The 12691-nt window shown below is 62.0% G+C and carries 14 protein-coding genes; 12 read left to right on the top strand and 2 right to left on the bottom strand.

The window, feature by feature from the left end:
* Positions 1–3 precede the first annotated feature (3 nt).
* From holA to GQB03_RS20105, 7 genes are all read left to right on the top strand, one after another.
* Entirely contained in the window at positions 4–1023 is a 1020-nt protein-coding gene (gene holA / locus GQB03_RS20135; RefSeq protein ID WP_159693146.1) for a DNA polymerase III subunit delta, read from the top strand.
* Positions 1024–1087: 64 nt separating this feature from the next.
* Positions 1088–2365, top strand: a complete 1278-nt coding sequence (locus GQB03_RS20130; protein WP_159693144.1) for a glutamate-5-semialdehyde dehydrogenase — start codon at positions 1088–1090, stop codon at positions 2363–2365.
* Between the two features lie 145 nt (positions 2366–2510).
* Positions 2511–3089 carry a chalcone isomerase family protein gene (locus GQB03_RS20125; protein WP_159693142.1) on the top strand — a complete coding sequence of 193 codons (579 nt, stop codon included), beginning with the start codon at positions 2511–2513 and terminating at the stop codon, positions 3087–3089.
* A gap of 84 nt (positions 3090–3173) precedes the next feature.
* Positions 3174–3638 carry a methylated-DNA--[protein]-cysteine S-methyltransferase gene (locus tag GQB03_RS20120; protein ID WP_235027152.1) on the top strand — a complete coding sequence of 155 codons (465 nt, stop codon included), beginning with the start codon at positions 3174–3176 and terminating at the stop codon, positions 3636–3638.
* Complete coding sequence (gene xerD / locus GQB03_RS20115) at positions 3635–4552, top strand: site-specific tyrosine recombinase XerD (protein WP_159693138.1); 918 nt, start codon at positions 3635–3637, stop codon at positions 4550–4552. The genes GQB03_RS20120 and xerD overlap by 4 nt, the downstream gene beginning before the upstream one ends.
* 79 nt (positions 4553–4631) lie before the next feature.
* Entirely contained in the window at positions 4632–5126 is a 495-nt protein-coding gene (gene ybaK / locus GQB03_RS20110) for a Cys-tRNA(Pro) deacylase (RefSeq protein WP_159693136.1), read from the top strand.
* An 84-nt stretch (positions 5127–5210) separates the two neighbouring features.
* Positions 5211–5663, top strand: a complete 453-nt coding sequence (locus GQB03_RS20105) for an H-NS histone family protein (RefSeq protein WP_235027151.1) — start codon at positions 5211–5213, stop codon at positions 5661–5663.
* Between the two features lie 87 nt (positions 5664–5750).
* Here the strand turns inward: GQB03_RS20105 and GQB03_RS20100 are convergent, their stop codons facing one another.
* Complete coding sequence (locus GQB03_RS20100; RefSeq protein WP_159693134.1) at positions 5751–6140, bottom strand: dihydroneopterin aldolase; 390 nt, start codon at positions 6138–6140, stop codon at positions 5751–5753.
* Between the two features lie 164 nt (positions 6141–6304).
* On the opposite strand from GQB03_RS20100, the gene plsY reads away from it, so the two are divergent.
* The gene (gene plsY / locus GQB03_RS20095) at positions 6305–6910 is read left to right on the top strand and encodes a glycerol-3-phosphate 1-O-acyltransferase PlsY (RefSeq protein WP_159693132.1); all 606 of its coding nucleotides are present in this window, start codon (positions 6305–6307) and stop codon (positions 6908–6910) included.
* Positions 6911–6923: 13 nt separating this feature from the next.
* Here the strand turns inward: plsY and tsaD are convergent, their stop codons facing one another.
* On the bottom strand, positions 6924–7943 hold the full coding sequence (gene tsaD / locus GQB03_RS20090) for a tRNA (adenosine(37)-N6)-threonylcarbamoyltransferase complex transferase subunit TsaD (protein WP_159693192.1): 1020 nt from the start codon (positions 7941–7943) through the stop codon (positions 6924–6926).
* A gap of 133 nt (positions 7944–8076) precedes the next feature.
* On the opposite strand from tsaD, the gene rpsU reads away from it, so the two are divergent.
* From rpsU to rpoD, 4 genes are all read left to right on the top strand, one after another.
* Positions 8077–8289 (top strand): 30S ribosomal protein S21, encoded by a 213-nt coding sequence (gene rpsU / locus GQB03_RS20085; RefSeq protein WP_159693130.1) that lies wholly within the window; start codon positions 8077–8079, stop codon positions 8287–8289.
* 95 nt (positions 8290–8384) lie between these two features.
* Positions 8385–8834: a GatB/YqeY domain-containing protein gene (locus tag GQB03_RS20080; protein ID WP_159693128.1), complete on the top strand. Its 450-nt coding sequence runs from the start codon at positions 8385–8387 to the stop codon at positions 8832–8834.
* Between the two features lie 9 nt (positions 8835–8843).
* Positions 8844–10640: a DNA primase gene (dnaG, locus tag GQB03_RS20075; RefSeq protein WP_159693126.1), complete on the top strand. Its 1797-nt coding sequence runs from the start codon at positions 8844–8846 to the stop codon at positions 10638–10640.
* Between the two features lie 47 nt (positions 10641–10687).
* Complete coding sequence (rpoD, locus tag GQB03_RS20070; RefSeq protein WP_159693124.1) at positions 10688–12685, top strand: RNA polymerase sigma factor RpoD; 1998 nt, start codon at positions 10688–10690, stop codon at positions 12683–12685.
* Positions 12686–12691 lie beyond the last annotated feature (6 nt).

Here is a 12691-nt window from a genome sequence, read left to right as displayed (position 1 = left end):
CCGATGCCCAACCTGCGCCCGGAACAGCTGGCCGCCGAACTCGAAAAGCCGCTCGCGCCGCTTTACCTTCTGCACGGTAACGAACCGCTGCTGGTCGAGGAGGCCGGCGACGCGATCCGCGCGGCCGCAAAACGCCAGGGGATCGACGAGCGCGAAGTGCTGGTGGCGGGACAAGGGTTTCGCTGGGAATCGCTGGCGCTGGCGTCGGGCAACATGTCCCTGTTCGGCGGCAGCAAACTGATTGATCTGCGCATCCCGAGCGGCAAGCCGGGCAAGGACGGTGGCGAGGCCTTGCAACGCTTCGCCGCCAGCGCCGGAAACGGCACCGTCGGCCTGATCACGCTGCCCGAGCTCGACTGGGCCGCCCGCAAGGCTGCGTGGTTTACCAAGCTTGCCGGGCTCGGCGTGACAGTCGAGCTCAACGCACCCCTGCGCGAACAGCTGCCCGACTGGATTGCCCGCAGGCTTGCACGACAGAAACAGAGTGCCCCCCCGGAAGCCCTCGAATTCATCGCCGAGCACGTGGAGGGCAACCTGCTCGCGGCCCACCAGGAAATCCTCAAGCTCGGGCTGCTGCACCCCGAGGGTAGCCTGACCCTCGAACAGATTCGCGAAGCCGTGCTCAACGTCGCCCGCTACGACATCGACAAGCTGCGTCACGCCCTGCTCGAGGGCGACGCCGGCCGCTGCGCCCGCCTGCTCGAAGGCCTGCGCGGCGAGGGCGAGGCGCCACCGCTGATCCTGTGGGCCCTGGCGAGCGAGATCCGTGCGCTCGCCAACCTGCGCGCAGCAATGGACCAGGGCCAGCCGCTGGCCGGCGCCCTGAAGGCCGAACGGATATTCGACGAACGGCGCAAGCGTGCCATGCAGGGCGCCGTAACGCGCCTGCGCGCCGGCCAGCTCAAGGCAGCCCTGATGCAGGCTGCACGCATCGACCGCATGATCAAGGGCGTCGCCCCCGGTGAAGTGTGGGACGAGTTCCTGCAGCTCATGCTCAAACTACGCGTCCACGCCCGAGGCTGATGGTTTGCGCATTGCAATAAGGGTGCTTTAATAGCGGATTAGCCCTTTTGCCCTGCGTCGAACCATGGATATCCGAAGTTACATGCAGGCCATCGGACGGCAGGCCCGCGAAGCCTCCCGTGCCATGGCTGCCGCCTCGACCGAGGCCAAGAACACCGCACTCACCACCATCGCTACAGAGATCCGCGCGCGCCGCGAGAGCCTCCTCGCCGCCAACGCGAGCGACCTCACGCAGGCCCGCGCAGACGGACTGGAGCCGGCGATGATCGACCGTCTGACCCTCAGCGCCGCCGGCATCGAGTCGATGGCCGCGGGCCTCGAGCAGATCGCCACCTTGCCCGACCCGGTGGGCGAGATGACTGACATCAAGCGCCGCCCGAGCGGCATCCAGGTCGGCAAGATGCGCGTGCCGCTGGGCGTCATCGGCATCATTTACGAGGCGCGCCCCAATGTCACGGCCGACGCGGCGGCGCTGTGCCTCAAGTCCGGCAACGCCGCCATCCTGCGCGGCGGCAAGGAAGCCCTGCACTGCAACCAGGCGATCGCCGCCTGCGTGCGCGCCGGGCTGGAAGCCGCCGGTCTGCCGGCCAGCGCGGTGCAGGTCATCGAGACCACCGATCGCGCCGCGGTAGGCGAGTTGATCACCATGCCCGAATACGTCGATGTGATCGTACCGCGCGGCGGCAAGGGGCTGATCGAACGGATCTCGCGTGATGCCCGGGTGCCGGTCATCAAACACCTCGACGGCAACTGCCACGTCTATGTGGACGACGCGGCCGACCCCGACAAGGTCGTGCCCATCGTCGAAAACGCCAAGACACATCGTTACGGCACCTGCAACACCGCCGAAAGCCTGCTGGTGGCGCGCGTGGTCGCGCAGCGCTACCTGCCCGAAATCGGCGCGGCGCTGGCGGCCAAGGGCGTCGAGATGCGCGGCTGCCCGGAATCGCTCGCAATTCTGCGCGAGAGTGGCGTCGACGCAGGTCTGCTGAAGGATGCCAGCGAATCCGACTGGGCTGAGGAATACCTCGCGCCGATCATCGCGGTGCGGGTGGTGGACGGCATCGACGCGGCGATCGACCACATCAACCGCTACAGCTCCGGCCATACCGAGGCAATCATCACCGAGAACCATACCCGTGCAATGCGCTTCCTGCGCGAGGTGGATTCGGCATCGGTCATGATCAACGCCTCGACGCGCTTCGCCGACGGCTTCGAGTACGGCCTCGGTGCGGAGATCGGGATCTCCACCGACAAGATCCACGCCCGCGGCCCGGTCGGCCTCGAAGGTCTCACCAGCCAGAAATGGATCGTCTTCGGCAACGGCGAGGTACGTCGCTGACAGCGTGCTTCTAGGCGCCGGACTCTAATTCCGACGCTATCAAATTGTTAGCATCGAGACGCCCGACACCGGACGACGGATCGGGCGTCTCGTCATTTTCAGGTTCCGGCAGAGATGCCACCAAAACAATTCCGGAGGAAGCACCATGAATCGATTGCTGAAAGGCGTACTTGCGGGTGCTCTGTGCCTTGCACTGAACGCCCAGGCCGCCGTCGAGATCGCTGGCGTGAAGTTCGAAGACAGCGTCCGCGTCGGCACCGAGACATTGGCGCTCAACGGAGCCGGACTGCGCACGAAACTCTTCTTCAAAGTGTACGCGATGGGCCTTTACCTACCGGCCCGCGCCAACACCGCCGCGGAAGCAATCGCCAGCCCGGCCCCACGCCGCATTCACATCGTCACCTTGCGCGAACTCACCGCCGAACAGTTTGCCGACGCACTGGTGGACGGCATCCGCAAGAATTACGACGAGGCGACCTTTGCGGCGCTCAAGCCGCGTACGGAGGCTTTTCGAAACGCTCTCCTGAGCCTGGCCAGTGCGCCCGAAGCCACGGTTGTCGACATCGATCAACTGGCCGACGGAAGCACCCGCCTCTCGGTTGGCGGCAAGCAACGCGGACCGGATATCGACGGCGCGGATTTCTATCGCGCCTTGCTTCAGATCTGGCTGGGAGAACACCCGGCGGACGAAGCACTCAAGCGTGCCTTACTGGGCAAGCAATGACGAGGCGGGGCCTTCACGCAAAGCCCTGAGTCGCGCACAATCCCGCCTGTGACACCCAAAGACTTTTCCCCTTCATTCTCGACCGTGCTTCGCGCACCTTTTGGTGCCGTCGGTGTGTGCTCCGACGATCTGGTGATCCGCAGCATTGTTTTTCTCCCACCAGGCACACCCCCGCTCGCACCGCGCGACGCGCTCGCCGAGCGGGCACAGCGGCAAATCCTCGCCTACCTGGAGGACCCTTACTGCAGCTTCGACCTGCCGCTGGGGCTTTCCGGCACCAATTTCCAGAGACGGGTCTGGGCCGAGATATCCCGGATCCCGGCCGGCGAGCTTCGGCGCTACGGCGACCTTGCACGTCGACTGGCAAGCGCCGCACGTGCGGTCGGCCAGGCTTGTGGTGCCAACCCTTATCCACTGGTGGTTCCCTGTCACCGGGTGGTTTCGGCAGGCGGACTGGGAGGCTTCGCCAATGCCACCGGCGGCTTCCTGCTCGACACCAAGCGCTGGCTTCTGGCCCACGAGGCCGCGCCCTTGCCACTGACGCAATGAGTGCTGCAGAAGATGGCTTGTCGCCGGCGGATCGCGCTTCGCTCGACCGGTTTGCCGATGCCATGTGGCTCGAACACGGCCTCGCGGGCAACACACTGGCCAGTTATCGAAGTGATCTGACGCTCTTCGCCACATGGCTCGAGAAACGGCATATATCGCTTGCGGCCGCCGAAGCGGTCGACTTACAAGCCTATCTTGCGGAATTCAGCCTTCGCTCAAAACCCGCGAGCCAGCGACGTTTGCTTTCAGCCTGGCGAAGGTTTTATCGCCATCTGCTGCAATTGAACGAGATAACCGACGACCCCACACTCACGATCGATCCGCCGATCGCTAACGAACGCTTCCCGAAAACACTGTCGGAAAGCCAGGTCGAGGATTTGCTCGCTGCTCCGGAATTAGATAATCCCCAGGGACTCCGCGACCGGACGATGTTCGAGATCTTATATGCGACGGGACTCCGTGTTTCGGAATTGATCTCGCTGAAGATATTCGAGATCAGCAGCACCGAAGGGGGCGTGAGGATAATGGGGAAAGGTGCGAAGGAACGTCTCGTGCCGCTTGGCGAGACGGCCCTCGACTGGCTCGCACGTTACCTTCGGGAGGCGCGCCCGCAATTACTTGGAGGGCGTCGCTGCGACGAGGTCTTCGTTACTCGACGAGGCGCCGGAATGACCCGCCAGATGTTCTGGAAGCTGATCAAGCATCACGCACGGAAAGCCGGAATTCCGGAGTCACGCATCTCGCCGCATACCATCCGCCACGCCTTTGCGACACACCTCATCAATCACGGGGCGGATCTGCGCGTGGTTCAGCTGCTGCTCGGCCATGCGGACATTTCAACGACGCAGGTATACACCCACGTGGCGCGCGAGCGATTGAAAGAGTTGCATGCGAAACACCATCCTCGTGGCTGACGTGCCGGCCGAATTGCAGACGCTCGGGATTCCATATTAAGGATTAGAATCCGGGCTGATTTCGAATCCGGAACAAGAAATGAGCAAACACGACGAGCGCGCACCGGAGACGCCGGCCACGCGCTTCCTGCGCGCCCACAATATCGGCTTTTCCACTCATCTCTACGAATATGAAGAGCATGGGGGAACCAGCCATTCGGCTCGAAGCCTCAATGTCAACGAACACGCGGTTGTGAAAACACTGGTCATGGAAGACGAAAAGGGTCAGCCCCTGATCGTACTGATGCACGGTGATCGCAAGGTATCGACCAAGGAGCTGGCAAGACAGGCCGGTCGCAAGCAGATCAACCCCTGCAAACCCGAGACCGCAAACCGACATTCAGGCTATCTGATCGGAGGCACCTCACCCTTCGGCACCCGCAAGGCAATGCCGGTATTCATGGAAAGCAGCATTCTTGATTTACCACTTATTTATATCAATGGCGGACGGCGCGGCTTTCTCGTAGGCATTCATCCGCATGACATCATTTCTGCGTTGAAACCTCAGACGATCAATTGCGGCCAGCCCGGATGACATGGCGCTTTCCGTTTCAAGTGACAGAACGACGTTTTCAATCTGCCAATCACCAATTGAAAAACCATAGATTCACGTGGCAGAATGAAAACCGTCGTCCGATCGGTGAGACATCCGGCCGCTCCAGACAATAAGTCGAATAACACCCTGAGGTTCAGAATGGAATTGAACAAGCTTTCGCTGATCGAACTTCGCCGCTTGAAGCAGCGTGTCGAAGCCGAAATAAAGAAACGCGACGACTCCGCACGGCGTGACCTGCTCAAGAAGATGCAACGTCTCGCCGCAGATCACGGCATGACGCTCGATCAGGTTGTTGGCAAACCGTCCGGCACCGGCGAATCGAAGCAAGGACGTCGAGGACGCCCTGCAGCTGCCGTCGCAAAACCCGCGCGCAAGACCGGCAAGGTTCCGCAGAAATATCGTCACCCTGAAAATGCGGATCTCGGCTGGACCGGACGTGGCAGGAAGCCGCTCTGGATTCAGGACTGGATTGCCGCGGGAAAATCGGTGGACGAACTGCTGATCGACAAGAGCTGAGACAACGCTCTCTGGAAAAATAAAAATGGCGTCGTTTCCGGCGCCATTTTCTTATCTCTTTTCCGGGCATCAAATCTACCCGAAATTTCAGCTTTTCGGACGCGCATCGCCTGCGGGCAGCTCGACCCCCTCCCTGCCTCGCTGAATGAAAACGCCCACCCGCTTTACGCCCCGCATCACGCCAATCTTGGCAATGTGAATCTTGACCCAAGGCGCACCGAATTCATCAAACAGCAACTTCACGACGAACTCGCCCAGTGATTCGATGAGATTGAAATGCCGTTTCGACAATTCGTCGCGAATTCGCTCGATCACCGTCGCGTAGTTGATCGTATCGGCGATGTCGTCACGCTGGGCGGCCGAATCCGGCACACCAAACGTCAGATTCAACTCGAGGCGCTGCGGTGCAGCCTTCTCGCGATCATAAATCCCGACACGAGCCTCGACGCGCAAGTCTTCGATGAAGATGAAATCCATGCTGGCTCTCGATTAGAATTGGCGGCCATTCTAGCCCAGATGTCCGACCCGGTCGGCCCACGCGCCAAAGGAGTCTCGCGCATGTCCCATCTCCGCAGCCAGCCCCCCACGGTCCGGCCGCACGGCACGTCGCCGTGCAAGGTTTCCACGCAGGCGCTCCACCCGTGACCGAGTCGATCTTCCTACTCGTCGCCTACCTGATTGGCTCGGTTCCGTTCGCAATGGTATCCAGCCGGATTTTCGGACTTGCAGATCCTCGCAGCTACGGCTCGGGCAACCCAGGTGCGACCAACGTGCTACGCAGCGGCAACAAGAAGGCGGCCATCGTCACCCTCATCGGCGACGCCTTCAAGGGCTGGCTGGCGGTATGGCTGGCAATGCACCTGGCGCCGTCAGCGGACGCTGCCCGGTGGCTCGCCCCGGCATGCGGTCTCGCAGCTTTCATCGGCCATCTCTTTCCGGTAACGCTGGGCTTCAAGGGGGGTAAAGGGGTAGCAACCGCCCTCGGCGTGCTAGCCGGCCTGGCAGGCAGCTTGGCACTTGCCACCGCTGGAATCTGGCTGCTCACCGCATATGTGTCACGATATTCCTCGGCCGCAGCATTGGCCGCGGCAGTCGCCGCACCGCTGCTGACTCACTGGTTTGTCGGCACACCGGAGGCAGGCGCGGTGATCATCGTCATGGCGATCATGCTGGTATGGAAACACCGGGACAACCTGCGGCGTCTGCTCGCCGGCACGGAAAGTCGCATCGGAAGCAAGAAACAGTAAGCGCAGCCCTCGCTCAGGGGGGAGTCACCTCACCCAGCGGCCAGCGGGGTCGCACTTCGACCCGGCCGGAGCGCTGCCCCTGTGCCCCGGCACTCAGTCGCATGGCGCCGGCGAAGGCAATCATCGCGCCATTGTCGGTGCACAACTCTGGTTCGGGGTAAAAAACCCGCCCCCCGCGTCGGCGTACTGCGGCATCGAGCGAGCGGCGAAGATTCCGGTTGGCGCCGACCCCGCCCGCCACGACGAGTTGCCTGAGCCCGGTCTGTTTCAACGCGGCGACCGATTTGGTCACCAGCACATCGACAACTGCCGCCTGGAAGGACGCGGCAAGATCTGCCTTTGCGTCACTTGCAAAACCGGGACTCCGCGTCACGGTCAACACTGCGGTCTTCAGCCCGCTGAAACTGAAGTTCAGGTCGCCGGAATGCAGCATCGGCCTGGGCAAGCCGAACCTCTTGGCATTTCCGGCATCGGCCAAAGCAGCAAGCGCCGGCCCGCCAGGATAATCGAGCCCGAGAAGCTTCGCAGTCTTGTCGAAGGCTTCACCCGCCGCGTCGTCGACAGTCTCGCCCAGTAGTGCATATGCTCCCACGCCCGAGACCCGCATCAGCTGGGTGTGTCCACCCGAGACCAGTAGCGCCACGAACGGGAAGGCGGGCGGTTCTGCGGACAGCAGGGGTGACAGCAGATGCCCTTCCAGGTGGTGGATCGGCAACGCAGGCAAGCCGAGCGCAAACGCCAGCGCTTCGGCAAAGCTCGCCCCCACCAGCAAGGCCCCCGCCAGCCCGGGCCCAGCCGTGTAGGCAACGGCATCCAGCTGTGTCGTCCGCAATGCCGCATCGCTCAGTGTTTCGCGCACAAGCAGAGGCAGCCTGCGAATGTGGTCGCGCGAAGCGAGTTCCGGGACCACGCCGCCATAGGCAGCATGCAGATCGATCTGGGAATGAACCCGGTGAGCCAGCAACCCGGCATCGGTGTCATAGACCGCAACACCGGTCTCGTCGCAGGAAGATTCGATACCGAGGACTTTCATGAGCCGCCGGGAAGAGTGGGAAGCGCGCATTGTAACGCTGCGACAGGACAACATTAAGGTCTACTTGGCAAAAGTCCGAAGAACGAGTACATTCTCGGGTTCTTCGCTCACCGAATAGATCAAGGAAGCAGTAATGCCGGGTATCCGCGTCAAAGAAAACGAGCCGTTTGAGGTCGCGATCCGCCGCTTCAAGCGCACCATCGAAAAAGCCGGGACGATCACCGAACTGCGCTCGCGCGAGTTCTACGAAAAGCCGACCGCCGAGCGCAAGCGCAAGCTGGCCGCCGCCGTCAAGCGCAATCACAAGCGCCTGCGCAGCCAGCTGCTGCCGCCCAAGATGTACTGATCGCATCCGCGTTTCAGCAGCATATCGCCAAGCCGGTGCGAACCATTGCGTTCGCGCCGGCTTGGCTTTCTCCGTTTCAAAGGCAGGGTTTCCACATGTCGCTCAAGAACCAAATCACCGAAGACATGAAGTCCGCAATGCGTGCAAAGGACGCGCCGCGTCTGTCGGCAATCCGCATGCTGCTGGCGGCCATCAAACAACGCGAAGTCGACGAGCGGATTGAGCTCGACGATGGCGCGGTGCTTGGCGTAGTGGAAAAGCTGATCAAGCAACGCAGGGATTCGGTCTCGCAATACGAAGGAGCGGGCCGCGAAGACCTGGCCAGCGCAGAACGCTTCGAGATCGAGGTGTTGAGCGCCTACATGCCGGCAGCCCTCAGCGATGCGGAAGTGGAAGCCGCAGTCGCCGCGGCGATCGTGGAGTCGGGCGCAGCCTCGCCAGCGGATATGGGCAAGGTAATGGCAATCGTCAAACCGCGCCTTGCCGGACGGGCCGACATGGGAAAGGTTTCCGCACTGGTCAAGGCCGGGCTTCAGAAAGCCTGACGCGCCCGCGTGATTCCCCAGTCCTTCGTCCAGGACCTGCTCGCGCGAATCGACATCGTCGACCTCATCGAGCGCTATCTGCCGCTCAAGAAGGGCGGCGCGAACTATTTCGCCTGCTGCCCCTTCCACGGGGAAAAGAGCCCGTCATTCTCGGTCAGCCCGACCAAGCAGTTCTACCATTGCTTCGGTTGCGGCGCGCACGGCAGTGCGATCGGCTTTCTCATGGAATACAGCAGCCTCTCGTTCGTCGAAGCGGTAAAGGAGCTGGCCAGCCAGGTCGGCATGCAGGTTCCGGAAGAGGAACGAGGTCATCGACCGCCACAGGCTGACAACAGCTCTCTGACCGACACAATGGCCAGAGCTGCGAGCTTCTACCGGCAACAGCTACGGATTACTCCGCGCGCAATCGACTACCTGAAGCGTCGCGGCCTCACCGGGGAGATCGCCGCCCGTTTCGGGATTGGCTACGCGCCCGACGGCTGGCAACCACTCGAAGCCGCCTTTCCCGCATATCAGGACAAATCCCTGCTCGACACCGGCCTCGTCATCGAGAACGAACAGGGGCGACGATACGACCGCTTTCGCGACCGCATCATGTTTCCCATCCAAGACCAGCGCGGCAACATCATCGCGTTCGGCGGACGGATTCTCGACAAAGGCGAACCCAAGTACCTGAACTCCCCGGAAACAGCGCTTTTCGAAAAGGGACGCGAACTGTATGGGCAGGTACAGGCACGACGCGCGATCCGAGAACACGAAACGGTGATCGTGGTCGAAGGCTACATGGATGTAGTCGCACTCGCGCAGTTCGGTGTCGAGAACGCAGTCGCCACACTCGGGACTGCCACCACCCCCAGCAACGTCCAGCGCCTGCTTCGCATGGCCGAGCGCGTCGTTTTCTGCTTTGACGGCGACAATGCCGGTCGCAAGGCCGCGTGGCGGGCACTCGAATCGGCGCTCGAACATCTGGCCGACAACCGGACGGTTGCCTTCCTGTTTCTTCCTGCCGAGCATGATCCGGACTCCTTTGTCCGCGAAAACGGCGCCGAAGCCTTTCAGCGCGCCGCAGGCAGCGCCACACCACTGGCCGAGTTCCTGCTCCAGGAGCTCGTGTCGCAGACGGATACCGCCAGCGCCGAGGGGCGCGCCCGCCTGGTACACGATGCCCGCCCGCTCGTAACGCGGATCGCGGCACCGGTACTTCGACTGCAGGTCATCAAGTCACTCGCGGAGCGGGCCGGCATGATGCAAACGGAAATCGAACAGGCCTATGGACTCAAGAGCGCCCCGCGCACCCAACGCGAGGGCGACGGGGAACGCTTCGGGCGTCGCGGGCGTAGCGCGATCATGCCGCGCCGCAAGCCGTCGAGCAGCGTCGAGAAGCTGCTGCGCATGGTGCTGATGCAACCCACCTGGGCCGGACGGGTACCGATCGATCTGGTCCCCGACGACAGCGACGAAGGCGCAGCACTGATTGCAATCGTCGACATGTACAGCATTGGCGAACTGCCGATGCGCGGCGGAATCGGCCCACTGCTCGAGCAATTTCGCGACACGCCGCACGAGCAGGTGCTCGCACGCAGCGCACGGACAATGGACGATGCCTCACTCGATGAATCGGTAGACGAAACGGTTTTTGCAGACACCCTTCACAAACTCCACACCGAATCCGTTAACAAGGAGTTTGAGGCCCTCACCGAGAAAGCACGCAACACCACGCTCTCGGCCGAGGAGCGAAGAAGGTATGCAGATCTTCTGCTTGAGCGCCGAAACCCGGGCGACTCGCCAAAGATCTCGGATTCGTAATATAATTCTTTGTTTTTCGCAGCATTTTATTCAAATTGAGGTCCGCAATGGCCAGGGATAAAACCAAAGAGCCGCGCAAGGAATCGACCCGCGCAAAGTCAGCCAAGTCGAAAGACAAGGGTGGAGCGGTCGTCGACAACACGCCGGTCGTCCAACTCGATCCGGAGGTGCGCCGCACGCGCCTCAAGACGCTGATCACCCTCGGCAAGGAACGCGGCTACCTCACCTACGCGGAAATCAACGATCACCTGCCCGATGACGTGGTCGATGCCGAGCAGATCGAATCGATCATCGCCACATTCAACAGCATGAGCATCCAGGTCTACGACGAAGCGCCGTCGGCCGAGGATCTGTTGATGAATGACGGCGTCGCTGCTTCGGTCAATGAAGAGGACGTCGAAGAGGAAACCGAGCAGGCGCTGTCCACGGTGGACGCCGAATTCGGCCGCACCACTGACCCTGTACGCATGTACATGCGCGAGATGGGCACGGTCGAACTGCTCACCCGCGAGGGCGAGATCGAAATCGCGAAACGCATCGAGGACGGCCTCAAGCACATGGTGCAGGCGATCTCTGCATGCCCCACCACGATCGCCGAGATGCTCGATCTCGCAGCGAAAATCGAACGTGACGAGATGCGGATCGACGAGCTCGTGGACGGTCTCATCGACCCGAATGCCGCAACCGGAGAGGCGGCAACCGACAGCGACGACGACGCGGACAGTGACGACGGCGGTGACGACGAGGAAGGCGACGACAGCGACGACGACAGCGACGGTGACGACGAAGAGGACGATGACGGCAGCGCCGCCGCGGCCGCCTCCCTGCTGCAGCTCAAGACCGACGCCCTCGCCCGCTTCCAGGTGATCCGCGAAATCTACGAGCGCAAGATGAAGAGCCTCGACAAGAGCGGCTCGCAGGATCTCACCTATCTCGCGCTTCAGCAGCAGATCTCGGACGAATTGCTGAACATCCGCTTCACCGCCAAGACCATCGAGCGCCTGTGCGATTCCGTACGCCACATGGTCGAGCAGGTTCGCTCGCACGAACGCCACATCCTGCAGCTCTGCGTGGATCGCGCCGGCATGCCGCGCTCGCATTTCATCAAGGTGTTCCCGGGCCAGGAAATCAATCTCGATTGGCTCAAGGACGAGATTTCGGCCGGCAAGAACTACGCCGAAGGCCTGATGCGCATCCACCCCGCGGTGCTCGAGGAGCAGCAGAAGCTCATCGACCTGCAGGACCGCATCGGCATCCCGCTCAAGGAACTCAAGGACATCAACAAGCAGATGTCCACCGGTGAAGCCAAGGCACGCCGCGCCAAGCGCGAGATGACCGAAGCCAACCTTCGCCTAGTGATCTCGATTGCCAAAAAATACACCAACCGCGGGCTGCAATTCCTTGACCTGATCCAGGAAGGCAACATCGGCCTCATGAAGGCGGTGGACAAGTTCGAATACCGGCGCGGCTACAAGTTCTCGACCTACGCCACGTGGTGGATCCGCCAGGCGATCACCCGCTCGATCGCCGACCAGGCACGCACCATCCGCATCCCGGTGCACATGATCGAAACCATCAACAAGATGAACCGGATCAGCCGCCAGATCCTGCAGGAAACCGGTCAGGAACCTGATCCCGCGACGCTGGCCGAGAAGATGGAGATGCCCGAGGACAAGATTCGCAAGATCATGAAGATTTCCAAGGAGCCGATCTCCATGGAAACGCCGATCGGCGACGACGACGACTCGCACCTCGGCGACTTCATCGAAGACACCGCGACTCTGGCCCCGAACGACGCAGCCATGTACTCGGGCCTGCGTGACGCGACGGGCGAAGTGCTCGACTCGCTCACGCCGCGTGAGGCCAAAGTGCTGCGGATGCGCTTCGGCATCGAAATGAACACCGACCACACCCTCGAGGAAGTCGGCAAGCAGTTCGATGTCACCCGCGAGCGGATCCGCCAGATCGAGGCCAAGGCACTGCGCAAACTCCGCCATCCATCGCGGTCGGAGAAGCTGCGCAGCTTCCTCGACAGCGAGCCCTGAGACAGA

The sequence above is a fragment of the Cognatazoarcus halotolerans genome, from assembly GCF_009800965.1.
GTDB lineage: Bacteria > Pseudomonadota > Gammaproteobacteria > Burkholderiales > Rhodocyclaceae > Cognatazoarcus > Cognatazoarcus halotolerans.
This window is presented reverse-complemented; position numbering and strand designations above follow the sequence as displayed.

Bases quoted from the DNA above. Each gene is read 5' to 3' on its own strand.
- holA (WP_159693146.1), top strand. From the start codon at position 4: ATGCCCAACCTGCGCCCGGAACAGCTGGCCGCCGAACTCGAAAAGCCG.
- GQB03_RS20130 (WP_159693144.1), top strand. From the start codon at position 1,088: ATGGATATCCGAAGTTACATGCAGGCCATCGGACGGCAGGCCCGCGAA.
- GQB03_RS20125 (WP_159693142.1), top strand. From the start codon at position 2,511: ATGAATCGATTGCTGAAAGGCGTACTTGCGGGTGCTCTGTGCCTTGCA.
- xerD (WP_159693138.1), top strand. From the start codon at position 3,635: ATGAGTGCTGCAGAAGATGGCTTGTCGCCGGCGGATCGCGCTTCGCTC.
- ybaK (WP_159693136.1), top strand. From the start codon at position 4,632: ATGAGCAAACACGACGAGCGCGCACCGGAGACGCCGGCCACGCGCTTC.
- GQB03_RS20105 (WP_235027151.1), top strand. From the start codon at position 5,211: ATGAAAACCGTCGTCCGATCGGTGAGACATCCGGCCGCTCCAGACAAT.
- GQB03_RS20100 (WP_159693134.1), bottom strand. From the start codon at position 6,140: ATGGATTTCATCTTCATCGAAGACTTGCGCGTCGAGGCTCGTGTCGGG.
- tsaD (WP_159693192.1), bottom strand. From the start codon at position 7,943: ATGAAAGTCCTCGGTATCGAATCTTCCTGCGACGAGACCGGTGTTGCG.
- rpsU (WP_159693130.1), top strand. From the start codon at position 8,077: ATGCCGGGTATCCGCGTCAAAGAAAACGAGCCGTTTGAGGTCGCGATC.
- GQB03_RS20080 (WP_159693128.1), top strand. From the start codon at position 8,385: ATGTCGCTCAAGAACCAAATCACCGAAGACATGAAGTCCGCAATGCGT.
- rpoD (WP_159693124.1), top strand. From the start codon at position 10,688: ATGGCCAGGGATAAAACCAAAGAGCCGCGCAAGGAATCGACCCGCGCA.